This is a genomic window from Synechococcus sp. A15-60 (assembly GCF_014280095.1).
GTDB lineage: Bacteria > Cyanobacteriota > Cyanobacteriia > PCC-6307 > Cyanobiaceae > Synechococcus_C.
Genome location: NZ_CP047933.1, coordinates 299,510 through 322,849, shown reverse-complemented (window position 1 = coordinate 322,849; position 23,340 = coordinate 299,510). Strand labels below are relative to the sequence as shown.

Here is a 23,340-nt window from a genome sequence, read left to right as displayed (position 1 = left end):
ATCTAGGTCTGGTCGCGCTTGACGCCATGGTTCTGTCGCAGCCGACAGCTGAAGACCAAGCCCAACAACTGGAGAAGCTGAACAGCCTGGATCGGGCGATTGAAGCCGTGGTGTTGCAGCGCCAAAACCCGATCAGCGGACTGCTGCCGGCCAGCACGGCCCACACCGTGCATGGCAATTACGGCGATGCCTGGGTCCGGGACTGTGTTTACTCCATCCAGTGTGTGTGGGGGCTGGCGATGGCGCATCGCCGAATGAAGGGCCCCTGCCAGCGCAGCTGGGAGCTGGAGCAGCGCGTGGTGGACCTGATGCGCGGATTGCTCAACGCAATGATGCGCCAGGCCGAGAAGGTGGAACGCTTTAAGCGCAGCCTGAATCCACTCGATGCCCTACATGCCAAATACGACAGCGCCAGCGGGGAGCCTGTGGTTCCGGATGACGGCTGGGGGCATCTTCAGATCGATGCCACATCCCTATTCCTGCTGCAGCTGGCGCAACTGACCCGCAGCGGCGTCACCTTGATCCACAACCGCCACGAAGCGGCATTCGTTCAGAACCTGGTGTACTACGTATCCCGGGCTTACCGGGTGCCGGACTACGGCATCTGGGAACGAGGCGACAAGGGCAATCACGGTCTGCCAGAGCGCAATGCCAGCTCCATCGGCATGGCCAAGGCGGCGCTCGAAGCCCTTGATGGCATCGATCTCTATGGCCAACACGGCAATGGCAGCACCGAGGTGTTGATCCCCCATGGCGCCGTGGTGCGTCTGCGACGCGCTCTCCAGGGCCTGCTACCGAGAGAATCCGCCAGCAAGGAAGTCGACAGCGCCTGCCTCTCGGTAATCGGCTACCCGGCCTGGGCCGTCGAAGACCCAGGCCTGATCGAGCGCACCAACGCACGCATCCGGCGCGAACTCGGTGGCGCTTACGGCTACAAGCGCTTCCGCCGCGACGGCCATCAGACCGTGGTGGAAGACATCAGCCGTCTGCACTACGAGCGGGAGGAACTGGCCAAGTTCGAAGGGATCGAATCGGAATGGCCCCTGTTCCTGGCTTATGAATTGATGACCGCGTGCTGCGAGCAACGCTGGGACGACGCCAGGCAGTGGCGGCATCGCCTGGAATCGCTCCAGGTGGATCGCGATGGTGAGCGACTCTTCCCAGAGCTGTATCTCGTTCCTGAAGAGCTGCTGGCACTGGAACGGCGCAACCCCGGCAGCCAGCGGAGGGTTGCCAATGAGAACGTTCCACTGCTCTGGACCCAAAGCCTGGCATGGCTTGGAGAGATGCTTCTAGAAGGGTTGATCGAAGCCGAGGATCTTGACCCGTGCGGACGGCGACATCAAGGAGCCTTAGGGAGCCCTGCCGTGCTGGTGGCCCTAGTCCCCGCCAACGCAGATGTCGCCCAGCGCCTGCTGAACCTGGGGCTGCCTGTAAGTCAGCCAGAGCATGCCGGTCTGCAGGTGTTGCCCTCCGATGCCCTGAGGGAACGGCTGGAACGCGTCGGCGCTGATGCCGCACTCGGCCTGACGGGACACCCTCCACTCCGACCTGAAACCACTGTCACGGCCCGCCTCTATCGCCAAGGCGACATGTCACTCGGGTTTTTACCTGCCGTGCTGGAGGAAGGCACCTTCTTCCTGAGTCATGACCCATGCCATTTCGTGGACACGGTCGTCAATGAATTGCATCTGCTGCAACGGCACTGGCAAGGTCCTGGCGCACCGCTGCTGCTGATTCCCGTGCAGGCCGCTCTGCTGGAGCGGAGCAGCAACCTGCTACTGGAGCTGATCGGAAGGCTGCAGAGCGGCTGCGTGGAAGGAGTGCCTGTGCAGTTCGGCGACCTAGCGACCCTGGCGCAACAGGCCCAGTGGCAGAAGCTACCCACTGACCTTGAACGTTTCAGCCCGACTGCTGAAGGCCAGGCTGCAGAGCTACTGCAGGACTCCACCGACTTCAGCGACCTCACGGCAGCGCAGGAACAGGAATTGGACGACGTTCCACTGAAGGAGCTTCGACGCAGGCTGTGGAGCAGTCACTCGCTGCGCGAACAGGCGGAGGTGTTGGAACTGCTCACCCGTCGGCTGGGGCATCAAGCCATCCTCACGGGCCCTCAGGGCACTCCTGTCGGACTGATCACGCTTGTGGAGGAGATCTACCGGCGCGGACTGAGCCAGGAGGACTGGAACGTGGCCCGCCGCTGCGCCGGCGCGATGGGCCTGATCCATCCACAGCTGGAAGATTCCGTGATTGATCTGCTGAGCCGCCAGAAACAAGTGGTGGTGGGGCGCAATTACACCAGCGACTCACGGCTTGTCAGTCCCATCTCAAACCAGGCCATTGCCGCCCTGATCGATCGCACCTGCGGCCTCGACAGCCGAGAGCGGATGTTGCAGCAAGAGCTGCTGCTCGCCCTTGACGGCATCGCGCGACGCGAACCCGACATGATCCGGGGATCGCTGACATTCCAGCTCGGTCAGCTGATGTTGTTGTTGACCTCGGAGCTGGCCAGCGAACGCCAGCTCAGCCAAGACGAAGCCTTTGAGGCCCTGTGTGATGAGCCACCTCACCAAATCAGCCTGCGCTTGAGAACGGTGCTTGCTGATGTCGATCACGCCCGTGCAGCACTGCAACGCCGTGAGCTGCTTCACCTGAGCGGACAGGTGCAATGGAACATTCCGGAACCCCTGGACGAACGCCCCGGCGGCAGCGACTGGCTGCAGCACCGCATTCGACTGGGGTCCCTCCAACAGGTGCCCAAAGAGTTCTATGCCGGGATCTGGTCACTCCTCCACCACTGCCGAGGTCTGGTGATTGGCGACAAGCTGGAACGCCGAAACCGTCTAACCAGTGCTCTGCTACTGGAAAAAACCCCTGGAGAACGAAACTTCGCCATCCAGGTGGAGCACCTGCTCAGCCGCATCGGAGCTCCGGAATATCGCCAGCTCTGCACCGAAAGCCTGCTCTCCCTGATGGCCTTCGCCACGGCCAATCCGACCACGCGCTTCGACGACGACATCGCCCTGGATGTGGTGATCGGACATGCTGTGCGGGTGGGCTGGCGAAACACGCATCCTGAGCAAAAAACGGAGGACTATCCCCTCCACAAGGCGGCGGCGTGGAAACAGTTCTACCGATCCTCCCCAGCGGACTGTCGTCAGTGGCAGATCCAGGCTTTACGAGAGCTGGCCGAACAATCAGGACTGAACTGACGGATCCGGATCAGATTGGGGCCTGAATTGGTACACCGACGCCGGGTTGCTCAACAGCCTGTTCGATCAGATCGGCCAGCTTCAATGCGCGCGAGGCCTGCTGCCCATCCACAGCTGGGGTCTCCCGGCCCCTCACGCACTGGAGAAAATGCTCAAGCTCTGCATACAGCGGCTCGATGGAGGTGGTGCTCACCTCTTCGATGAATCCATCATTGCGGTACAGCAGCTCCCCATGATCAGCGGAATACCACTCATGGGCCCTGCGATGGATGTGCAGATTGTGGTTGAGGAAATCGGTTTCCACCAAGCTTGAGCGGCAGTGCGCACTGAGGGTTCGGATCTTGCGATGACTCATCTTGCTGGCCGTGAGGCTGGCCACCACACCGTTCTCGAAGCCCAGAGTTGCGTTGACGTAATCGATCGGCCCTTCAGCGCTGCGGCCTCCTGCCGCGGCCAGATGCACCACCGACGAACCGGCGAGTTCGAGCACAAGATCCAAGTCGTGAATCATGAGGTCGAGCACCACTGATACATCGTTGGCACGGTCCGCGTGGGGACTGTGACGACGCGCCTCGAGCACCACCACTTCCTCATTGGCTACCACCTTGGTGAGCTCGCGGAAGGCGGGGTTGAAACGCTCGATGTGTCCCACCTGAAGCAGCCTGCCGACCCGACTGGCGGCCTCACTGAGGGCCGCAGCTTCCTCCTGACAAGCGGCAATCGGCTTTTCGATGAGGACGTGCAGTCCCGCTTCTAGGCAGGCCAAACCAACTGGATGATGCAAAAGCGTCGGCACCGCGATGCACACCGCCTCCACCTCGCTGAGCATGTCGCGGTAGTCAGCGAACCAGCGGCATCCGAATTGTTCGGTAGCCAGGGACCCGCGTTGCGCATCTGGGTCAGCAACACCGACAAGCTCCGCATCCTTGAGAAGGCTGAGCACACGGGCGTGATGCCAGCCCATGTTGCCAATCCCGATCACGCCGACCTTCACCGGAACCATGGGGTCGGTCATCAGTGCGGCTACGCGAACCGGCTGATTATCGGTGATCGCAGCGAAACCCAGCGGTTTACGTCGAGCCCTGTGCCCGATTGTGAGGATCCAGAGGCGCTTCGGATTCCTCCGTTTGCACGAGATAGACCCGTGCAATCCTTGGACCGGCCATCGACACGATCTCGAACTGGAGGCCACCGTGACTGAGTGCTTCACCCGGGGATGGAATGTGCTGAAGGCGTTCCAGCAGAAAACCTGCCAGCGTGTGATGGTCGTCGGCTTCCGGCAGATCCAGCTGCAGCTGCCGGTTCAGTTCGACAATTTCAAGATCCCCAGCCACTGACCAGGTTCCTGGCTGCTCCGCCACCGGCAGCAAGTCGGGCTCATCCGTCTCATCTTCGGGTTCATCGCCAACGATCTCACCGGTCAGGTCTGCCGCCGTCACAAGACCTTCGGTGCCGCCGTGCTCATCCACCACGAGGAGGAAGGGATGTCCGGACCGAATGATCGCGAGCAGATCAGCAAGGTTGCTGGTCTCGGAAACGGTCTCCACCGGTGTGAGATAAGGCTCTAGCCATGAGTCTTCACGCAGCTCCCCGCGAGCGATGGGTTCGGCCAGATGGCGCAGATCCAGCACACCGCGCACATCATCCAGCGACTGACCGATCACAGGGAATCGGGCATGACGGGTTCGATGAACCGCTTCCATTAACTCCGCGAAGCGCACTTCCACTGGCAGCGTGACCATGCCCGAGCGCGGCACCATCACCTCCCGCACCTGGGTGTCGCGAAGAGCAAACGCACCTTCCAAGATGTTGCGTTCATCCGGCTTGAGACCGGTCACAGCACCGCTCTCAATCAGCGACTCCAACTCACCCGCTGTGAGAGCAGGCACCGGTTCATCCCAGCGTTGGGTCAGACCGGCCAATCGCAACAGCAACGAGGCCAGGGCATTCAACGCTGAGAGCACCGGGCGCATCACCCGGATAGCGCCCTCCAACACCGGACCGAGTTGCAGGGCGGCCATTTCTGGACGACTGAGCACCCAAGCTCTGGGCAACAACCCCGCCACCAGCGTCGCCAGCACGACCAGCAAGAGAAACCAGACCAGATCCCACCAGCGACCGGAGGGCATCCCCAGAGGCCACCAGCGCTGACCGAACCCTCGACCGATCCAGCCCAGAGCCACCAGAGACAGGCAGGCTCCGAACTGCGTCATCAACAGCGCGATGCGCAGTCGCCGCTGCAGGCGCTGCACCGACTGGGCACCGGGGCGACCCTCGTCCGTGAGCTCCTGCACCTGGCTGGGACGGAGTCGCAGCAGCGCCACCTCGGCTGCTGCGAACAGAGCCGGAAGAACCAGCAGCGCGAACAGCAGCAGGGTGCGCATCAATCCAAAATGATGGGGGTCGCGGGGATCGAACCCGCCTTAGGCGAATTATGAGTTCGCTGCATTCACCAGATTGCTAGACCCCCCTTGATGGGTGGTCTTACCACAGGGCACGCACCGGCGGGAAGGTGGTGTCAGCCATTGCTTCCACCAGAACGGAACTGCGAGTCTCACCCGCAAGGCTGCCATCAAAACCGTTGTAGATGTCGACGGTGCGCCAGGGCACGGGGTCGCTTTGCTCCTCAAGCAGAACCGCATAGGTGTTCTGAAGCGCCGTGCCGTCCCAGATGATCGTCTGATCGGGGAAGCCGAAGCCCATCAAGCGGTTGCCCTGGACCCCTCCGACAGCGATACCGAGCACATCGGTGACCTGATGCAAGAGGTCAACACCAGCTGAGAAAGGGGCTGTCCACGTGTAAAAACGCCGCTCAACAAGAGCCGTTGTGGTCTCCACCGCTGCGCAACGGGTCACCTCCACCGGCATTCCGGGCTCCTCGGCAGATGGAGGCGCTTCAAGAGTCGTTGAACAGATCACCGGTCGTGACTGCGCAGCCGGGACTGCACCCAGCGTGAGCAACACGAGCGGCACTGCCAGCCGTTGCCGATTCACAGGGGATCTGTCACCACTGCGCGCAAACTAGGCAGAGGATCCGCTGTGCACCAGTCCCCATGTCCGATCGTTCCGACACGACCATGGATCGCGATGTTCTGCTCAACCGCCTGGCCCAGGAGGCCTATCGGCATGGACAGTTCACCCTCGCGTCCGGCCGCAGCAGCGACCACTACGTGAACTGCAAACCCGTGGCCCTCAGCGGCAGTGGCCTGGCGTTGCTCAGCCCTGCCATGCTGGCGCTGGTGGAAGCGGACGCCGCGGCTGTCGGCGGGCTCACCTTGGGTGCGGATCCACTGGTGAGCGGTGTCGCCATGGCCGCTGCCCAACAGGGCCGCGCTTTGGATGCCCTGATCGTTCGCAAGGAAGCGAAGGGCCACGGCACCGGCGCTTGGCTCGAAGGTCCGTTGCCAGCAGCGGGGGCGCGGGTGACGGTACTTGAAGACGTGGTTACGACGGGCGGGTCGTCCATCAAGGCTGTCAACCAACTCAAGGAGGCCGGTTACAGCGTGGAGCGGGTGGTGACGATCGTCGATCGTGAAGAAGGTGGAGCCGAAGCGATGGAGGCCGCAGGCCTTGAGTTGAAGAGCCTGTTTCGCCTGAGCGAGATCGCGGCCCGAGCCTCAGAACTGGTTCAGTGATGACAGCGATGCCACCGATGGACAGCCTGATCTGGGACGCCACCTTCCCACTCCTCCGGCTCGAGGGAAGCGGCTGCGCCGGCTTTTTGCACGGCCAGACCAGCGCAAGCGTGAACGGTGCCAGCGAAGGAAAACTGATTCCGGCGTGCTGGCTGAATGCCACGGGTCGCGTGCAAGCTCTGCTGGAGATTCGGCTGGATGACGCAGGCGCCGATGTGCTGGTGCTGCATGGCGATGCCGATCTCGTGATACTTGGCTTCGATCGGGTGATCTTTCCGGCCGATCGGGTGCGACTGGGCCCGAAACGAGAACAGCGCCGGCTACAGCGCCTCCAACAAGGACAGTTGCCAGCAACGGATGCGGTGCTTTGGCTGGATGATGGCGCCGAACCCCCGACGACCTGGGAGGCACCGACGTCTTCTTCAGCGCAGTTGCTGGAAGCCTGGCGAATGCGGGAAGGCTGGCCGCTAAGCGATGCCGAGCTGAACGGAGACACCAACCCCTTTGAACTGGGCCTGGCCCACTGGGTGAAACTCGACAAGGGCTGTTATCTCGGGCAGGAGACCGTGGCCAAGCTGGCGTCCAGAGGTGGCGTGAAACAGCAACTGCGCAGCTGGCGCAGCACCACAGCCTTTGAGGAGCCTCGACTAGAGAGCGGTGACCGGTTGAGCCTGAAGGCCGAGCGAGCCGGTGTGATCACCAGCGCAGCGCGCGACCCGCAGTCAGGCCAATGGTTTGGTCTGGCCCTAGTGCGACGCCAGGCTCTTGATGTTGAAAAACTGGATGCAGGCACCGAGGCGATCCCTCTCAATCTTCAACGGCCCGGGGGGTTCTGCGATCCACCGATGGGGGACTGAAGGGAGCGATCTTTAGCCAGCATCCAGGCGGCCACCGCCCATGTGGCCATGCCGTCATCGCGGTTGTAGGAGAAAATCCAGCGCAGGGCTTGAACCGGTCCTCGATCGCGACAACCGGTCCCCCGCCACTGCCTCCACCAGAGCAGAGCCCGAGCGCCGTCCACACCGATTTGGCTCCAGCGAAACCCCAGCCAATCCGCCACAGTTTTCAATCCGTAGCTGTTCAGAGGCATCCGCCAGTGAAGACGCAGCCGGGCGTGCACATCCACCAAACGATGCCGCAACGCCTGTTGATCCGCCTCGGGCACACTCTGGCGCTGCGCCATCTTGCGCAGCGCCAATGATTCCGTCTCCCCGTAGTGGAGCACCGGCCAATCGGGATAACGGGCCAGGAAGCAGCTAAGACGTTTCCAGCACCGGGCTTCACCATGCTCCTGCAGCACCAGCAAGGGGTGATAGGTGGCGCGGTCCAGGGCCCAGCTGCCATTCACATCCCGAGGCAGACGCACGAATCCATGCAGAAAGTCGTCGCGGGCATCCGGGTCGGATTCGATGTCATAGAGCAATACCCCTGGAGCATCCACCAGTTCCGGCAGTGAGGGAGACGTCGGAAGCAGAGACTCCACCAGTCCATCCCGTTGCACCCGAGCCTGAGCCACCAGCGGCGCCGCCACCGCGCCGTGCTGTTCGCCGAAGTGCTTCAGCTGGTCTTCCAGTACAACGGGGTCCGCATCGGCCAGCGCGTTCAAGCTGTCGATGCCGAGATCAAGAAGCATCTCCCGACGCTTGGCCCCGATGCCACTGACCTCACTGAGATGTCCCTCCCGATGGGCTTCGGCATTGCAGACACCCCGCCAACTGCAGAGGGTGCATTTGCGCCGATCAGCCGCGAGCGGAGGAGGTGTAGGCCGGTCCAGGTCGGCCGCCAGCTTGCGCAGGGAGTCATCCAACTGGCGTTGCAAGCTGTCACCTAGAGCAACCGTTTCCTTCTCCAACCGCCGACCCGCTCCAGCGAGGGCCAAACCATGGGTGACCGGAGTTTGCTGAAAATCCGACAGCAGACGGGCGGAGAGCGCCAACTGCAGGCGATGTTCGCGTGTGAGGCGTCGCCCCTGGCGGGCCAGCACCGGCCGATAGCTGTGGTCGCCCCATCGGCTCTGGCCTGACTGACGCTGCAACAACACAGGATGGGCTTCAAGACGGCGGCCATCCACGGTCAAGCCCTTCAATCGCAGGCCAACCACCCCCACATCCCCGCGTGCACAGGCATCGATGCCATGACCTGGCTTGCGGGGCAGCAAGGCCACGAAGCTGCGCTGCTGATCGTCAAGCTGAAGCGTCCTATGAGCCGTATAAACGCGCAGCGCGGGGTCGCCGTAGCGGTCCAGCCAGGCCCGGCGGCGACAACGGGTCCAACTGCGCAGCAGTCGGTCATTGAGCGGCTTGTCAGCGGGAGGGGTGTCACCCATCCGCCGACGTTACGGCGGCCGGCTGCTAGATCCACATGCAGCACAGGCATCCCATGGCGTCGGCTCCCCTCCCTCTGGCTGCAGCACCCATCCGCTTCGGGACTGACGGATGGCGCGGAATCCTTGGCGTGGACATCACCATTGAACGGCTGCTGCCCGTTGCGGCAGCCTCCGCGCAAGAACTCGCCCATCAGGCACCAGAAGGCCTGACGAGCCGCACCGTGGTGATCGGCTACGACCGTCGCTTCCTGGCCCCGGAACTGGCTGAAGCGATTGCATCCGCCGTCCGCGGTGTCGGCCTCACACCCCTGCTAACGAGCTCAGCCGTTCCAACGCCAGCCTGCAGCTGGACTGCGGTGGAACGCCAAGCCCTCGGGGCCCTGGTGATCACCGCCAGCCACAACCCACCGGAATGGCTTGGCTTGAAGATCAAGGGTCCGTTCGGAGGGTCGGTTGAGGGAGACTTCACCGCAGCTGTGGAACAGCGCCTGGCCGCTGGAGCGCTCAACGTCCCGGTCGCTGGGGAATTGGAGCGCTTCGATGCCCGCAGCGAGCATCTCGAAGGCCTGCGGCGCAAGCTGGATCTGGATGCAATCCGCGCCGGGCTGAAAGCGATGGGGCTGCGGGTGATTGTGGATCCGATGCACGGCTCTGCAGCGGGGTGTGTGCAAGACCTGCTGGGCACCGACGTGGACGGTCTGGTGTCGGAGATCCGCGGCAATCGAGATCCATTGTTTGGTGGCTGCCCTCCGGAACCGCTTGCCCCTTATCTGAAAGAGCTGATCGCAGCCATTCGGGCCTGCAGCCAACAGGGCCAGCCTGCTGTGGGCCTGGTGTTTGACGGTGATGGTGACCGTATCGCCGCTGTGGACGAGCAAGGCCGCTTCTGCAGCACCCAGCAGCTGATGCCCCTGCTGATCGATCACCTTGCAGGCACCCGCAACCTGCCGGGATCGGTGGTCAAAACCGTTAGCGGTTCCGATCTGATGCGCCTTGTGGCTGAGGATCTGGGCCGTGAGGTGCTGGAACTGCCCGTCGGCTTCAAATACATCGCCTCTGAAATGCTCGCCGGAGAGGTGCTGATTGGCGGTGAGGAATCCGGAGGGGTGGGCTTTGGCATGCACCTCCCAGAACGGGATGCCCTGTTTGCAGCGATGCTGGTGCTGGAAGCCCTAGTGCAGGGCGGTCAACCGCTCGGCGCTCGAATGGAAGCGCTGCGGCAGCGATGCGGCGGCGCAAGCCATTACGACCGTCTCGATCTGCGGCTGGCCGACATGGAGTCCCGTCGCCGTCTGGAATCGCTGCTGGCCACCACACCGCCTCAGGAAATCGCAGGCATGCCGGTGCAGGAGGTGATCACCACCGACGGCGTGAAACTGAGGCTGGGAGCCAGTCACTGGCTGATGCTGCGCTTCTCCGGCACCGAGCCGCTGCTGCGGCTCTACTGCGAAGCGCCCGATGCTGAGCGGGTGGCAACGGTGCTGACCTGGGCGCGCCGTTTTGCGGAGGCCGCCTGAGCATGAGCAAGCGCACATTGGTCATCGCCAGCGGAAACCAGGGCAAGATCCGGGAATTCGAAGGTCTGCTCAGCGATCTGCCCCTGCTGGTGCGACCGCAACCGCAAGGCTTGGAAGTGGAGGAAACCGGCAGCACCTTTGCGGCCAACGCTCGGATCAAAGCGTTAGCCGTTGCAACTGCAACGGGTGAGTGGGCACTGGCGGATGACTCGGGCCTCAGTGTCGACGCCCTCGATGGGGCGCCTGGCGTGCATTCGGCTCGCTATGCCCCGAGCGACCCCGAACGAATTGCGCGATTGCTGAAGGCTCTGGGTGACCAGCAGGCGCGTGCAGCCCACTTCTGTGCAGCGCTCTGCGTGGCGGCCCCCGACGGCTCAGTGCTGCTGGAGGTGGAGGGCCGCTGTGAAGGACGCATCACGCACGCAGCACGTGGAGACCAGGGTTTTGGCTACGACCCGATTTTCGAAGTCGACGGCACCGGTCGCACCTTTGCTGAGATGTCACTTATCGAGAAGAAAAGTCATGGCCATCGAGGGCGAGCTTTCGTCTTGCTGGAACCGCAGCTGCGCCAACTGCTGACGGTGCACTGAACCCAACCGCCCAGGCGAATCACGCGCCTGATCAAGCTCGGTCTTACGGTGGACCTTGACGCTGACGAGGTCCATGGCCATTGCCATGACCACGGGTTACAGCGCGCAGACCGAAGGCGCTCTCCTCTGCATCGAAGCCGCCTCCGACTGGGCCCTGACTTGTGTGAATCAACTGGCTGTTGCTGACAGCCATGTTCTGATCGATTACGGAGCGGCCGATGGCGGCACCGCTGTCGGGCTTTGGAATCAGGTGCTGGATCGCCTGCACACCAACCAGCCAAAAGCGCACCTGACGCTGATCGGCAACGACCTGCCGAGCAACGACAACGTGGCGTTGGCGAAGAACCTGGCGTTGCAAACTCCCCGAGATCCAAAGCCAACGGTGCTGGTGAGTACGTGCAGCTTCTATGAGCCCACCGTGGCACCGAACTCCGTGAGTTTCGGCTTCTCCGCCACCGCCATGCACTGGCTGAGCACCTCCCCTGGCCCCCTCGACAGCCACACCCATGTGCTGGCCTCCAGTGATGCCGAGGCCCTCCAGCGCTTCACTGCCCAGGCGATGAGGGATTGGAACCACATTCTTGAGCTACGCAGCCGTGAGCTGAAGGTGGGCGGCCGACTACTGACCGTGAATCTCTCCCGTGATGAAGCAGGCCTCTATCTCGGCCACAACGGCGGAGAAACCCACAACGTGCATGACCAACTGCACCAGATCTGGCGTGGCATGGCGGACGAGGGCCTGATCAGCGATGAGCAGTACCGCAACGGAACCGTTTTGAACTTCTACAAGTCCCCTCAGGAGTTCATGGCGCCCTTGAACGACAGCAGCTCGGCGCCCTACCGCAACGGCCTGCGCCTGGTGGATGAACGCACGGTGTATGTGAAGTGCCCTTACCGCCGCCGCTGGAACGAGAACGGCGACACGGCGACCTTCGCCGCAGGATTGATGGCAACGATCCGCAGCTGGAGCCGCCACAGCTTCATCGGTGCCGCCGGAGAGGCCGCTGCAGACACCCTGTTCGAGCGGCTGCAACAGCGCATCGCTGACGCTCCAAGCGACTGGAGTCTCGATTATGTCGAGCACCACCAAATGATGGAAAAGGTGGCCTGATGGGCAATGGCATGACAACAGCGCCGATTGTGTCGGTGCTGGCGGAACATGTCTCCGACCACCTTTCGGTATTCGTGGTGGCGGAAGACACTGATGCCAGACGTCCCGCCAACGGGGGCCTGCGCCTGCTCAACTACCCCAGCGACGAAGCCTGCATCGCCGACGGACAGCGGCTGGCGGGGTTGATGACCCACAAGCACGATCTCTATGGCACCGGTTTTGCCGGGGGCAAGATCGTGGCCCGAGCCGCCAAGCCGCAAGCGGTGAAAGATGAATTGATCCACGTCACCGCCGAGCTGCTGGAGTCGCTCGATGGCGCCATGATCACCGGCTGCGACCTCAACACCAGCCTGGAGGATATGGAGCGTCTGATGGCGCTCACCCCCCACGTGCTAGCGGCGGTCGGCAGCCCGGTGGATGCCAGTGCCACCACGGCCCACGGCACCCTCGGCGCCGTGGAGGCCGTGATGGAGAAGGAACTCAAAGACGCCAACCCCGGCCGGGCCCTCGTGCACGGCTGCGGAGCTGTCGGCGGGACGGTGGCCCGTCATCTCGTCGATCACGGCTGGACAGTCTTCACCGTGGATGTCAACCGCGAACGCGCCGGCTTCGACGGTGCAACCCCCTTGCCACTGAACTGTCCGTGGTGGGAGCTGACACTGGATCTGCTTCTCCCTTGCTCCATTTCAGGGCTGATCACGGCCGAGATCGCTTCAGCCCTGCGGGTGAAGTCTGTAGTTCCGGCAGCGAATGCCCCATTTCAGACGCCACAACTCGCCAGTGATCTGCGTCGCCGCGGCATTCGCGTGCTGCCGGATCCGCTGGTGAATGCCGGTGCCGTGATCACCGACTCCATCGAACGCTTCTCCCCCGAAGCCTGGAAGCACGCTAGTGCTGAGGATGTGTACGCCTTTGTGCGCAGCAAAGTGCGGCAGCGGGCCAGTGAATACCTCAATCAACGCGATCAGGGCTTATCAGTGGGTGCAGCCCTCGAGGAAGTAGCAGCTAAACGCGAACGCAACCCCATCGGACTGAGCTTCGGAGACAGCCAATGACCCCCCTCCAATCCCTACCGACCCAAGCGGCAGTCATCATTGTTGGCGGCGGCATGGCCGGCCTCAGCTGTGCTGCATCCCTGGCCCGCCGCGGCGTGCACGATGTGGTGTTGCTGGAAGCCCAGACTCTGGCCCACGCCAAGGCCAGCAGCTACGGCGAAACCCGGATGTTCCGGGAGATGTACTCCGACCCGATGCTCTGCCGTCTGGCCCAGGAGGCCAACCGCCTCTGGCGGGACGAGGAACTCCACGCCGACGCAAAACTGCGAGAGACCCATGGCTTGCTGTTTTACGGCGAAAGCTGGGATGAGGAAACGATCGAGGGGTCGATCCCCGGGGCCCGACGGGTGATGGACGATCAGGGCATCCCCTACGAAGCCCTCGATGCCGACCAGATCGCGGCCCGCTTCCCGCTGAAGCCCAAGGCGGACTTCACCGGCCTGTTCGAGCCCACCGCTGGTGCCGTGCGCAGCGACAAGGTGGTGGCCCACTGGATCAACACCGCTCGCAACGCTGGCCATCAGCTGATCGAGCACTGCCCTGTGGCGGGCCTCGATCCCGACGGCGGAGGCGTCACCCTCGAGAGCGGCCACCACCTTGCTGCCGGACAGTTGGTGGTGGCCTGCGGCATCTGGAGCCAGCTGTTGCTGGCTCCCCTTGGATTGGCTCCAAAGCTGGAGGTGTGGCCGATGCTCTGGGCCCACTACACCGTCGACCCGGCGCTGGCCGATCGCTACCCCCAGTGGTTCTGCTTCCAGCAGGAGCGGGGCGATGACGGTGGGCTGTATTACGGCTTCCCGGTGCTGAGCCATACGCCGGATGGCCGCCCCCGAATCAAGGCCGGCATCGACTGGGCCCCGCGCGGCCTGCGCGTCGCCGCTCCCAACGCGATGGTCACCGAACCACCGGCCCGATTGGTGGAGTTACTCGACAGCTTTCTGTTCAACGGACTGGAGGGTGTCCAGGAGCGGGTGGAGACCGTCATCAGCCCCTACTCCATGGCCAGCGATGTGAACTTCGTGCTGGATCGGCTCACCCCGAAGTTGAGCCTGTTCGCAGGTGGCTCCGGCCAGGCCTTCAAGTTTGCTCCCCTGATCGGTGATTCGCTGGCACGCCTCGCCAGCGGAGAACAACCCGCCGTCGATCTCTCCTGCTGGAGCCACCAACGCGACGCCGTCCGCGCCTGACCCCTCAACCCTCAACCGATGTCTGACATCCCCGCGAGCCAGCGCTCCTGGTGGCGCCAGCCTCCTCTTTGGATCGGCGCCATTCCTCTGCTGATCTTTCTGCTGGTGTCGGCGATCGACCTGGCCCTGGCCAAGCAGTTCACCGACAACGGCAAAGCCGTGGTCAGTGATGCCCTTGGGGGGGTCTGGCAGTGGATGGTGGTGGTGCTGTTGTTGATCGCGCTATCCCTGGCCATCAGCCCGATCGGAACACTCCGGCTGGGTGGAGCGGACGCCAAGCCAAGTCTCAAATTCTTTGATTGGTGCGCGGTGCTGATCTGCACCCTGCTGGCGGGGGGTGGTGTGTTCTGGTCGGCAGCCGAACCGCTGTATCACTTCCAAACCCCATCACCGGTGTTTGCAGGGGTCGAAGGCAGCACACCGGCCGCAGTCGACCCAGCCCTGGCGGTGAGTTTTTTGCACTGGGGCTTTCTGGCCTGGGCCCTGGTGGCCACCACCACCACGATCACCTTTTCAATCCAGGAGCGACGCGGTGAACCCCTGCGTCCCCGCACGCTGCTGGTGAGCATCGTGCCGCGAAGCTGGGTGGATGGCCCGATCGGTGACCTGGCCGATGGCTTGTCGGTCGTGGCCGCGATCGCCGGCACGGTTGGCCCCCTAGGGTTCTTGTCCCTGCAACTCAGCAACGCCGCAGGTCGACTGCCCTGGCTCAGCGACAGTGCAGAACTGCAATCCCTGGTGGTGGTGCTGCTGACCGCCGTTTTCGCGGCCTCCACCGTTAGCGGCATTCAAAAAGGCATTAAGTGGCTCTCCGAGCTCAACGTGTGGCTCACCCTGGTCCTGGCGACGGGTCTGCTTCTCCTGGGCCCGGGCCTCTGGCTGATCCAACACTTCTTCAGCGGCTTCATCACCTACCTGATCCATCTGCCGCAGATGGCCCTAACCCCCAACACCGTGCCGCCGAACTGGGTGAACGGCTGGACGGTGTTCTATTGGGGGTGGTTCCTCGGCTATGCGCCCTTGATGGGGCTGTTCACCGCGGGCGTCAGCCGCGGCCGCAGCATCCGTGAACTGGTGCTGGCGGTGGCCATCCTCTGCCCGATCGTGACCAACCTTTGGTTCACCCTGCTGGGGGGCACGGGGCTGTATCTGCAGTTGGCGGGGGGCGGCATCAGCGAAGCCCTGGCCCAGAACGGAGCCGCCGCTGCCCTGCTCACCATCCTCAGTCAGTTACCCCTGGCAAGCGTTCTGATCCCCATCGGCCTGGTGCTGGTGGTGCTGTTCATGTGCACCAGCGCCGACTCGATGAGTTACGCCGCGGCCATGGTGGTGAGCGGTCGCAAGCAGCCCCCGGCTCTGCTGCGGCTGTTCTGGGCCCTGATGATCGGCAGTCTCACCCTGGTGCTGCTGCGCATCGGCACGGGCCTTGGGGACAGCACCTCCATTGACGCCCTCCAGGCCTTCATCGTGATCACCGCCGTGCCGGTCACCCCCCTGGTGCTCTTCACACTCTGGACAGCTCCGCGCCTGGCCTGGAAGGAATGGCGCCATCACTAGCCCCAACAGCGCAAGAGCCCTGGTGTGGTCAGAACATCAGCTCAGGCAGTAATCCAGAGCCAAATTGATGCTTCCAATCGGCAATGGGGCTTCTTCAGGCCTGAAGCGAGAGGAGGCATCCGCAGCCATCGCCAGTGCGCGTACCGGCGGCCTGCTGCGCTGGTCAATTCGCAACAGCGACGTGCGGCGAAGCCCCAGCGCGGAGGCAGTGCGGTCGGCTTGGCGCTGACCACGCTCCAACGCACGCTTCAGCAAACGCTCTTCCAGTACCTGCTGTCCGCTAGCGGAGGCCAGCGAGGTCATGCCCTGTAGCCGCACCCCTGGCAAGCGACCGGCCCGCTGAATCAAGGTGTCGTAGTCGCTACGGCGGACCTGGCCGCTGATTGTCGTCGCAGCACGCGTACGGCTGTCAGGAACGGCCGATCCGATCGGAAAGGTGCTGGGAGCCGAAACCACCAGGCTGTCTTGCACCAAGGGATTGAAAGCTTGGCGCAGGGCATCGAGTCGACTGTTGAGCTGATCCAGCGCAGCCGCAGCGCTGGCGGCCTCAGCTTCCAAGCGCAGGTTGAAGCGAAAGCGTTCGGAGCGGGCTTGACCTTGCTCCTGAACCAGCAGCTGCAGCAACGTGCCACGACACTGAGGCTCATGGCTCATCGCTCGCAAAGGAGAGGGAACAACGACGCCAGCCAGCAGTGGCGCTGCCAGGACCAGACAGGGAGCAGAGACAAGCCTGGAGCACATCGACAAAAGGGGAATTAGAGCAAGGCCCGATGTCTAGGTCCACTGGCGAGCCAAGAGGTAACTGACGCGTGACTGATCACCGCAAAGTGATCAACGGATCCGTCTGGTCAGCCAGCGGCTACCCAGCTGCCATGCAAGCCATGAGGGATGGCCAAAGGCAGCTCCAGCACAGCCAGTTCCCGCAGGTCAGACGCATCAAGGATCACGAGATCGGAGCCATCCCTGGCACCGTTCCACACCAGTTCCAGAATCCATCCGTCGTCTTCGCTGGACGCACCGGGCCTGGGAACCATCAGGGGCTCACTGACAAACCCATGCGGTGCTGCACTCCAGATCTGATGCTCACCCGTACTGAGGTTTAGCTTCTTGATCACCTGCAAGGGATCATTGCCCTGCTTGCGCGCCGCTGCGGCCATCCAGGCAAAGCGACAGGGCAGACCTTCCCGCTCAGGGTTCACCATGGCGAACTCGCAGCAGCGCTCGCTGAGGCGCGTGGTCTCCACCGCGCCGCGGTCGAGATGGATTCGGCACTGCTCCAGCAGACCTTCGGGGATCAGGTCGAAATCCACAGCCGCAAAGTCCACGTCCGGGCCAATCGAGGGGAAATCGCTGTAATAGATGCTGTCCACCACCACATCACTTCCCTCTTCCCAGGCATTGAGGTGATGGAACACGAACCCATCAGGAGCATCGATAATGCGTGGCGCTTGCCCAGCAAATGCGCCGCTATCACGGGGAATCAACCAGAACTTGGCCTGACCGTTGGGATTCGAGCGGAGACATTGCGCGGCTCCTTTTTCTCCGAGCACAAACGGCAGGGGGTTGAAGTCGACCGCGTTCTGAAGGAACACCGCCCAATTGGGCGTGATCGCAAAATCATGCAGAAAGGCAAAACCGCCGAAAGTATCGCGGCGGTCATCGAGCAGATCACCGGCCTTGATGCCGGCTGCAGCGTCATCCTCCGTGGCGAATTCCATCAGCCGGATGGTGCTGCGCGGCCCCGTATTCACACCAAAGGTGACCATACGGGGACGGTCGTGATGACCTGGATCGAAGCGGGGATGGGCACTGAACGCCTCACCCTTTTTCAGCACGCCACCCAGCAGGCAAATGCCATGGGTATCCAGGCTGTGAGGGTCAAGCGCATGGGGTTCAGCCGCCTCCCAAAGAGCGAGCAGCTGATCACCGAGCCTGATCACGCCTGTGTTGGCGATGTTTTTCAGGCGCAGGTCAAAAGCATTGGCCAGACGACCACCGGGCTTCTGGCTGCCGAACACACCGCGATAAAGCACCTTGCCAGCCGCTTCTTCCGCCTGCCAGCCAGCAGTGCGCACGAAGCGGTTGGTGAGAGACACACCACCTGCGTCGAACCGCAGGGCAGTGATCATGCCGTCCCCATCGAAGGGGTGATGCACGCGCTGGCCAGCACGCTCGAGGCGACCAGGTCCGTTGCGATACAGCGTGCCTAACAGCTCCGCAGGCACCGTGCCCCGGGAGGGCTTGACCGGCACCGCGCTGAGCTCATGCTCCACATTGCGAAAGGCGCTGGCCCACTCCGCTCGTTTGAAGCGTTCAGCAGCAGGAGCAACAGTCACGGAGCAGTGGCAGCGACCACCATCCTCTCGTAACGGACTGTGAAGCGCGGACGCCGTTCAGTTGGCACCCGCCTGCTCCAGCACCCCCTTGCTGCTGGGAACAGCACCGGCACGACGCGGATCCAGTTCTGTCGCCAGTCGCAAGGCCCGAGCGAAGGCCTTGAAACAGGCCTCCACGATGTGGTGCGAGTTGACACCATCCAGCTGACGGATGTGCAGCGTCAGGCCGCTGTTGTTGACCACAGCAACGAAGAACTCCTTCACCAGTTCGGTGTCGTAGGTGCCGATCTTCTGACCGGGAATGCTCAGGCTGTAACTGAGATGCGGACGACCAGAACAATCGAGCGCCACCTGAACCAGAGCCTCATCGAGGGGTGCCACGAAGTGACCGAAGCGATGAATACCGCGACGGTCTCCAAGGGCTTGCGCCAGGGCCTGTCCCACGGCGATCCCCACATCTTCATTGGTGTGGTGATCGTCGATGTGGGTGTCGCCTACCGCATTGATCTCCAGATCGATCAAACCATGACTGCTGATCTGATGCAGCATGTGATCCAGGAACGGCACACCAGTGCTGGCTTGGCATTGGCCGGTGCCATCCAGCCCTAGCCGCACCTTCACATCGGTTTCACCGGTCACTCGATGGATCTCACCTAGTCGCGTCATCCCATTGCTTCCAATGAGTTCATCGTGCCGCATTAGCAAGCATTCAGACACCACAGCGGTTGCATTCCCCGCCCTTGACACCGACCGGAAGGCGAGCAGGGCACAAGTCCAACAACAAGGTTCAGGTTCTGATCGTGGGTCTCGGCCCTGCAGGCACAGCCTGCGGAATGGAATCAGCGAAAAGTGGACTTGACGTGCTGGCGATTGACCGTGCCCACTTCCCAAGAGACAACATCTGCGGTGATGCCCTGACAGGCGATGCGCTTCGTTTCCTGAGAGAGAACAACCTCCCCTCCAAGATCATTCAGAGATCGGTCAGCGAGACCCGCAAACCCAGCTAAGCAGAGCTGACGCCCGCCCTCGCCGAAGCCAGTGGCTACTTTCTGCAGGGCACTGCCCAGCGGCAGAAGACAGCGTCCTTTCACAGCATTCGCCGCATCGACCTCGACAACTGGCTGGTTGAGTGCTGTTCGAGGGCTGGATTGCCAATCGAATTCGGTTGGCAGATGCAATCGCTCCACCGTCTCTCAGCCTCTGATCCCTGGTGTGTTGCAGGCACAATTCGCAGCCGCAAAGGGCAGGTGCAGGAACGATTCGAAGTCACTGACAAGGTGGTGGTTGGGTGTGACGGTGTGTCCTCAGTTGTGCAAAACCTGACGCGTAAACAACACGCTCCACGTCCGATTGCATTGGCGAGCCGCAGATATTCCAGGCGTGACGAAGTTGAAAATCCGGACGTTTCACTGATGGATTATCAGTGGCCTAGCAACCCCTCCTACGCCTGGCGTTTTTCAGTGACTGGCGGAACAAACGCTGGCATCTACTGGTCTCATCACCGCGACATTCCACCCCTCAGCGGTTGCGATCTCCTGGCGCTCACCCGTCAGCATGCTCCAAGAGGTGACGCCATCAGAACCTGGGGAATAGCGGTGTTGACAGACGATCCGCGGCCCCAATCCCCATCTGGGATTCTGCTCACGGGTGATGCAGCCTCACGGGTGGATCCCATGATCGGGCGTGGGATCGACCGCGCCATTCACAGCGGAGGGCTGGCCGGCCAGATCCTGAGCAAAGGATTTCAAATCGACTGCACTATTGACACATCACACGCACCTACGAGAACAACCTCGAATGTCGCTGCGTTGAATGGCGAAGAAGCTTCAAGACAATGGACAACATGATCGGGGGAATCGATCGCAGCGCCGAGCGGTTCGTCAGAAGTCTGCTCAGATCGGTGATGTTGCGTTGAACAACCCAGGCCTGAATGCGTCGGACCTAATCTCACAACACAACGAAATCACATGCCGTTGATGCAGTAGCCAGCGTCCACATAGATGGTCTGTCCGGAAATACCGCTTGAAAGATCGCTCAATAGGAAAGCGGCTGTGTTGCCCACTTCGGTCTGCGTGACGGTGCGGCGCAACGGTGCCTTCTCTTCCACGTTGTGGATCATGTCGAGGATGCCACCGATCGCCGAACTGGCCAGAGTGCGGATCGGACCGGCACTGATGGCATTCACCCGAACCTGCTTGTCGGGACCGAGCTCGGCGGAGAGATAGCGAACGGACGCTTCCAGAGCGGCCTTGGCCACACCCATCACGTTGTAGTTGGGAATCGCGCGTTCAGCGCCCAGGTAAGTGAGCGTGACCACCCCGGCTTTCTCACTGAACAAGGGCTTGGCATGACGACACAGGGGAGCCAGGGAATAGGCACTGATCTCAAGTGCCCGGGCAAACCCTTGAGCGGTGGTGGCGCTGTAATCCCCGATCAGCTCTTCCTTCCCCGCGAAAGCCAGGCAATGCACCAGGCCATCGAGAACCCCCCATTTCTCCTCAATTTCACTGAATACCGACTCCATCTGGGCCGCATCCTGAACATTCAGAGGCAGGAAGAGCGAAGGCTCGAGAGGTGCAGTGAGTTCACGCACCTTGGCCTCGAAGCGACCCTTGTCATCGGGGAGGTAGGTGATCCCCAGCTCAGCCCCCGCGGCCCTGAGCTGCTGAGCAATGCCCCAGGCAATGGATCGGTTGTTGGCGATACCGGTGACGAGAATCTTCTTGCCCGTGAGATCGAGAAGCATCGGACCGGAATCCACTGAAGTATCCAGGGATTCTCACCCATCCCGGCCCCTGCCTCGCCAGAGACAGTCGCGGTTGAACGATCGGATCGACAGGATGGCCGCACGATCTCGTCCAAACCGGTGACGCCGCAGCCTGCCCCAGCCCCATTGCCATGGCCGGATCGACCTGACGATCTGCCCAGGGCACTCCACGGCCGAACATCCCTCGACCAGCTGTTGGCCGAGCACTTCCCTGAAGCTGAAGGCTCACTCAGCCCCATGGAAGGAGGGCGCCGGGCCGCTGAAGAGCGTCTCAACAAGGTCGATCCGCGTCGCTACGCCAAGAGCCGCAACCATCTCAGGGGTGCGGTGACCGGCCTCTCCCCTTACATCCGCCACGGCGTGCTCACTCTCAGCGAAGTGCGAGACGCCGTGTTTCAGCGCATCCGCAACCGCGATGAAGGCACGAAACTGATCAATGAGCTGGGTTGGCGTGACTTCTGGCAGCGGATGTGGGCCGACCTTGGTGACGGCATCCATGACAGCCAGGAGGATCTCAAAACCGGACACGACCCGGCGTCATACCAGCAGGAACTCCCAGAAGACATCCACGATGGCCGCACCAACCTGGCCTGCATGGACGCTTTCCAGAACGAGCTGGTCAGCACAGGCTGGCTGCACAACCATGCCCGCATGTGGATGGCCGCTTACGTGGTGCACTGGCGTCGAGTGCATTGGAAAGCCGGAGCGGACTGGTTTCTTCAGCATTTGATCGACGGCGATCCCGCCAGCAACCACCTCAGCTGGCAATGGGTGGCCAGCAGCTTCAGCCATAAGCCCTACTTCTTCAACAGGGGCAACCTTGAGCGTTTCAGTGACGGGCGCTTCTGCGAACGCTGCTCTAAGGCCAATCAGTGCCCCTTTGAGGGCAGCTACGACCAGCTGGAATCACAACTCTTCGCGGCACAGACCGCAATCCGTGATGTGCCCAACACCCGTCGCAGCAACAACCGCCGCAGCCCGCAGGGACGCGGCAACAGTGCCCGTGCCGCCATGGCCCGCCCCCAGCGATAACCCGTGATGACCTTTCAACAACCGATTCTCTGGGTGCATGAGGAAGCTCTGGGCCCCAGCAATCCCGCTCTGATGGCCCACCCGGGCGCTCCGGCACTGTTCGTGTTCGACTCCCACTGGATCCGTACAGCCAGCATCAGTCGCAAGCGCCTTGGTTTTCTCTATGAGAGCGCCCTTGACCTTCCACTCACGTTGCGCAAAGGCGACGTCGCCGAAGAGGTGATCGCATTCGCCAAACGCCACAACGCCGACGGTGTGATCAGCAGCCTGCCGGTGGATCCGCGCCTGGAACGCATCGCCGCTGCGATTGATGGGCAGATCGACCTGGACCTCCTGGAACCAGAACCCTTCGTGCAACTTCCAAGGCCTCCGCGCCTCGGCAGGTTCAGTCGCTACTGGCGTGAAGCGGAGCCGGTGGTCTGGGAAGGGTTCTAACCCTCCCTCAGCAACGCCTCTTCACGTCGCTGTTCCTCGGCCGGATCGGTAAGCAAATCTTCGCCCTCGTAGGCCGGCAACAGCACCGGAATCACTTCGGAGGCCTGGGTCGGAGGATCAGTCCACTGCCAAAGGGCTTGCGGGGCCCGTTGCTTACAAAGCGCTTTTAATTCAGTCCGCAGCGCCGCGAGCACGTCCTCGCGGCGCACCACTGCGAAGAATTCGTCTCGAGGGGCCAAGCCAGCACTGAATGGAGCTGTGCCATTGCCGTTGAACAGCCGGGCGGCGTCTGGGAACCAGCGGGGTTCGCATCGCTCCGGATCGCTGGTATCTGTCTCCAGAAAAAGATGAAGTCCAAAGCCGTCGGGCTGACTGACCACTGCCAGGCCGTCATGGGGACTTCGTCTGGAGAGCGGGAACACCTTCCAACTGGGACCAGTCCTGGCTGAACAGCCCACCAGCACCAGAACCATGGTCAGGCCTGGGAGTCCCATCACCAGAGCACGCCTGCGCACGCGAACACTGACCCGCTGAGGCGGAGTCTGGCGGAGGATGACCACCAATGCAGCAATTCTCAGCT

The 23,340-nt window shown here is 62.4% G+C and carries 21 protein-coding genes and 1 tRNA gene; 12 read left to right on the top strand and 10 right to left on the bottom strand.

Features of this window, described 5'->3' with window-relative positions; translation table 11 throughout:
- Positions 1-26 precede the first annotated feature (26 nt).
- Positions 27-3,212: a glycoside hydrolase family 15 protein gene (locus SynA1560_RS01480; RefSeq protein WP_186501012.1), complete on the top strand. Its 3,186-nt coding sequence runs from the start codon at positions 27-29 to the stop codon at positions 3,210-3,212.
- Between the two features lie 10 nt (positions 3,213-3,222).
- Here the strand turns inward: SynA1560_RS01480 and SynA1560_RS01475 are convergent, their stop codons facing one another.
- The 4 genes from SynA1560_RS01475 to SynA1560_RS01460 form a co-directional block, all read right to left on the bottom strand.
- Entirely contained in the window at positions 3,223-4,227 is a 1,005-nt protein-coding gene (locus SynA1560_RS01475) for a Gfo/Idh/MocA family protein (protein ID WP_186501011.1), read from the bottom strand.
- Between the two features lie 55 nt (positions 4,228-4,282).
- The gene (locus SynA1560_RS01470) at positions 4,283-5,596 is read right to left on the bottom strand and encodes a hemolysin family protein (protein WP_186501010.1); all 1,314 of its coding nucleotides are present in this window, start codon (positions 5,594-5,596) and stop codon (positions 4,283-4,285) included.
- Between the two features lie 13 nt (positions 5,597-5,609).
- Positions 5,610-5,682: transfer RNA gene (locus SynA1560_RS01465), tRNA-Ile, on the bottom strand.
- Positions 5,683-5,696: 14 nt separating this feature from the next.
- Positions 5,697-6,206 (bottom strand): occludin/ELL family protein, encoded by a 510-nt coding sequence (locus tag SynA1560_RS01460; protein WP_255477016.1) that lies wholly within the window; start codon positions 6,204-6,206, stop codon positions 5,697-5,699.
- A gap of 59 nt (positions 6,207-6,265) precedes the next feature.
- On the opposite strand from SynA1560_RS01460, the gene pyrE reads away from it, so the two are divergent.
- Both pyrE and SynA1560_RS01450 read left to right on the top strand, forming a co-directional pair.
- Positions 6,266-6,847 carry an orotate phosphoribosyltransferase gene (gene pyrE / locus SynA1560_RS01455; RefSeq protein ID WP_186501009.1) on the top strand — a complete coding sequence of 194 codons (582 nt, stop codon included), beginning with the start codon at positions 6,266-6,268 and terminating at the stop codon, positions 6,845-6,847.
- Complete coding sequence (locus SynA1560_RS01450) at positions 6,847-7,704, top strand: folate-binding protein YgfZ (protein ID WP_186501008.1); 858 nt, start codon at positions 6,847-6,849, stop codon at positions 7,702-7,704. The genes pyrE and SynA1560_RS01450 overlap by 1 nt, the downstream gene beginning before the upstream one ends.
- On the opposite strand, the gene SynA1560_RS01445 is transcribed toward SynA1560_RS01450, so the two are convergent.
- Positions 7,662-9,173 (bottom strand): TM0106 family RecB-like putative nuclease, encoded by a 1,512-nt coding sequence (locus SynA1560_RS01445; protein WP_186501007.1) that lies wholly within the window; start codon positions 9,171-9,173, stop codon positions 7,662-7,664. The genes SynA1560_RS01450 and SynA1560_RS01445 overlap by 43 nt on opposite strands.
- 53 nt (positions 9,174-9,226) lie before the next feature.
- Here SynA1560_RS01445 and SynA1560_RS01440 point away from each other — a divergent pair, with 53 nt between their 5' ends.
- The 6 genes from SynA1560_RS01440 (at position 9,227) to SynA1560_RS01415 (ending at position 16,190) form a co-directional block, all read left to right on the top strand.
- On the top strand, positions 9,227-10,690 hold the full coding sequence (locus SynA1560_RS01440; RefSeq protein WP_186501006.1) for a phosphoglucomutase/phosphomannomutase family protein: 1,464 nt from the start codon (positions 9,227-9,229) through the stop codon (positions 10,688-10,690).
- A 2-nt stretch (positions 10,691-10,692) separates the two neighbouring features.
- Positions 10,693-11,280 carry an RdgB/HAM1 family non-canonical purine NTP pyrophosphatase gene (gene rdgB / locus SynA1560_RS01435; RefSeq protein ID WP_186469954.1) on the top strand — a complete coding sequence of 196 codons (588 nt, stop codon included), beginning with the start codon at positions 10,693-10,695 and terminating at the stop codon, positions 11,278-11,280.
- Positions 11,281-11,353: 73 nt separating this feature from the next.
- Positions 11,354-12,391, top strand: a complete 1,038-nt coding sequence (locus SynA1560_RS01430) for an SAM-dependent methyltransferase (RefSeq protein ID WP_186501536.1) — start codon at positions 11,354-11,356, stop codon at positions 12,389-12,391.
- Positions 12,391-13,446, top strand: a complete 1,056-nt coding sequence (locus tag SynA1560_RS01425) for a Glu/Leu/Phe/Val dehydrogenase dimerization domain-containing protein (RefSeq protein ID WP_186501005.1) — start codon at positions 12,391-12,393, stop codon at positions 13,444-13,446. The genes SynA1560_RS01430 and SynA1560_RS01425 overlap by 1 nt, the downstream gene beginning before the upstream one ends.
- Positions 13,443-14,633 (top strand): FAD-dependent oxidoreductase, encoded by a 1,191-nt coding sequence (locus SynA1560_RS01420; RefSeq protein WP_186501004.1) that lies wholly within the window; start codon positions 13,443-13,445, stop codon positions 14,631-14,633. Before SynA1560_RS01425 ends, SynA1560_RS01420 begins: the two co-directional genes overlap by 4 nt.
- 18 nt (positions 14,634-14,651) lie before the next feature.
- Positions 14,652-16,190 (top strand): BCCT family transporter, encoded by a 1,539-nt coding sequence (locus tag SynA1560_RS01415; protein WP_186501003.1) that lies wholly within the window; start codon positions 14,652-14,654, stop codon positions 16,188-16,190.
- 36 nt (positions 16,191-16,226) lie between these two features.
- Here the strand turns inward: SynA1560_RS01415 and SynA1560_RS01410 are convergent, their stop codons facing one another.
- The 3 genes from SynA1560_RS01410 to hisB all read right to left on the bottom strand — a co-directional run bounded on the left by SynA1560_RS01410 (position 16,227) and on the right by hisB (position 19,192).
- On the bottom strand, positions 16,227-16,931 hold the full coding sequence (locus SynA1560_RS01410) for an SIMPL domain-containing protein (RefSeq protein WP_186501002.1): 705 nt from the start codon (positions 16,929-16,931) through the stop codon (positions 16,227-16,229).
- 107 nt (positions 16,932-17,038) lie between these two features.
- Positions 17,039-18,526, bottom strand: coding sequence for a carotenoid oxygenase family protein (locus SynA1560_RS01405; RefSeq protein ID WP_186501001.1), 1,488 nt, complete (start codon positions 18,524-18,526; stop codon positions 17,039-17,041).
- A gap of 57 nt (positions 18,527-18,583) precedes the next feature.
- Positions 18,584-19,192 (bottom strand): imidazoleglycerol-phosphate dehydratase HisB, encoded by a 609-nt coding sequence (gene hisB / locus SynA1560_RS01400; protein ID WP_186469948.1) that lies wholly within the window; start codon positions 19,190-19,192, stop codon positions 18,584-18,586.
- Positions 19,193-19,359: 167 nt separating this feature from the next.
- On the opposite strand from hisB, the gene SynA1560_RS13905 reads away from it, so the two are divergent.
- A complete protein-coding gene (locus SynA1560_RS13905) occupies positions 19,360-19,533 on the top strand; it encodes an NAD(P)/FAD-dependent oxidoreductase (RefSeq protein ID WP_370523204.1) in 174 nt (57 codons plus the stop codon).
- A 956-nt stretch (positions 19,534-20,489) separates the two neighbouring features.
- Here the strand turns inward: SynA1560_RS13905 and fabI are convergent.
- Entirely contained in the window at positions 20,490-21,272 is a 783-nt protein-coding gene (fabI, locus tag SynA1560_RS01390) for an enoyl-ACP reductase FabI (protein WP_186470937.1), read from the bottom strand.
- A 120-nt stretch (positions 21,273-21,392) separates the two neighbouring features.
- Here fabI and SynA1560_RS01385 point away from each other — a divergent pair, with 120 nt between their 5' ends.
- Positions 21,393-22,325, top strand: coding sequence for an FAD-binding domain-containing protein (locus tag SynA1560_RS01385; protein ID WP_186500999.1), 933 nt, complete (start codon positions 21,393-21,395; stop codon positions 22,323-22,325).
- Between the two features lie 6 nt (positions 22,326-22,331).
- Positions 22,332-22,760: a hypothetical protein gene (locus SynA1560_RS01380; RefSeq protein ID WP_186500998.1), complete on the top strand. Its 429-nt coding sequence runs from the start codon at positions 22,332-22,334 to the stop codon at positions 22,758-22,760.
- On the opposite strand, the gene SynA1560_RS01375 is transcribed toward SynA1560_RS01380, so the two are convergent.
- Entirely contained in the window at positions 22,757-23,254 is a 498-nt protein-coding gene (locus SynA1560_RS01375; RefSeq protein ID WP_186501535.1) for a hypothetical protein, read from the bottom strand. The two genes, SynA1560_RS01380 and SynA1560_RS01375, sit on opposite strands and share 4 nt — an antisense overlap.
- Positions 23,255-23,340 lie beyond the last annotated feature (86 nt).

What these genes read in the sequence shown, in the direction of transcription:
- SynA1560_RS01470 (WP_186501010.1), bottom strand. Translation starts at nt 5,596, where the DNA reads ATGCGCACCCTGCTGCTGTTCGCGCTGCTGGTTCTTCCGGCTCTGTTC.
- SynA1560_RS01415 (WP_186501003.1), top strand. Translation starts at nt 14,652, where the DNA reads ATGTCTGACATCCCCGCGAGCCAGCGCTCCTGGTGGCGCCAGCCTCCT.
- pyrE (WP_186501009.1), top strand. Translation starts at nt 6,266, where the DNA reads ATGTCCGATCGTTCCGACACGACCATGGATCGCGATGTTCTGCTCAAC.
- SynA1560_RS01420 (WP_186501004.1), top strand. Translation starts at nt 13,443, where the DNA reads ATGACCCCCCTCCAATCCCTACCGACCCAAGCGGCAGTCATCATTGTT.
- SynA1560_RS01445 (WP_186501007.1), bottom strand. Translation starts at nt 9,173, where the DNA reads ATGGGTGACACCCCTCCCGCTGACAAGCCGCTCAATGACCGACTGCTG.
- SynA1560_RS13905 (WP_370523204.1), top strand. Translation starts at nt 19,360, where the DNA reads ATGGAATCAGCGAAAAGTGGACTTGACGTGCTGGCGATTGACCGTGCC.
- SynA1560_RS01375 (WP_186501535.1), bottom strand. Translation starts at nt 23,254, where the DNA reads ATGGGACTCCCAGGCCTGACCATGGTTCTGGTGCTGGTGGGCTGTTCA.
- rdgB (WP_186469954.1), top strand. Translation starts at nt 10,693, where the DNA reads ATGAGCAAGCGCACATTGGTCATCGCCAGCGGAAACCAGGGCAAGATC.
- SynA1560_RS01440 (WP_186501006.1), top strand. Translation starts at nt 9,227, where the DNA reads ATGGCGTCGGCTCCCCTCCCTCTGGCTGCAGCACCCATCCGCTTCGGG.
- SynA1560_RS01380 (WP_186500998.1), top strand. Translation starts at nt 22,332, where the DNA reads ATGACCTTTCAACAACCGATTCTCTGGGTGCATGAGGAAGCTCTGGGC.
- SynA1560_RS01410 (WP_186501002.1), bottom strand. Translation starts at nt 16,931, where the DNA reads ATGTGCTCCAGGCTTGTCTCTGCTCCCTGTCTGGTCCTGGCAGCGCCA.
- SynA1560_RS01475 (WP_186501011.1), bottom strand. Translation starts at nt 4,227, where the DNA reads ATGACCGACCCCATGGTTCCGGTGAAGGTCGGCGTGATCGGGATTGGC.
- hisB (WP_186469948.1), bottom strand. Translation starts at nt 19,192, where the DNA reads ATGACGCGACTAGGTGAGATCCATCGAGTGACCGGTGAAACCGATGTG.
- fabI (WP_186470937.1), bottom strand. Translation starts at nt 21,272, where the DNA reads ATGCTTCTCGATCTCACGGGCAAGAAGATTCTCGTCACCGGTATCGCC.
- SynA1560_RS01450 (WP_186501008.1), top strand. Translation starts at nt 6,847, where the DNA reads ATGACAGCGATGCCACCGATGGACAGCCTGATCTGGGACGCCACCTTC.
- SynA1560_RS01430 (WP_186501536.1), top strand. Translation starts at nt 11,354, where the DNA reads ATGGCCATTGCCATGACCACGGGTTACAGCGCGCAGACCGAAGGCGCT.
- SynA1560_RS01425 (WP_186501005.1), top strand. Translation starts at nt 12,391, where the DNA reads ATGGGCAATGGCATGACAACAGCGCCGATTGTGTCGGTGCTGGCGGAA.
- SynA1560_RS01480 (WP_186501012.1), top strand. Translation starts at nt 27, where the DNA reads ATGGTTCTGTCGCAGCCGACAGCTGAAGACCAAGCCCAACAACTGGAG.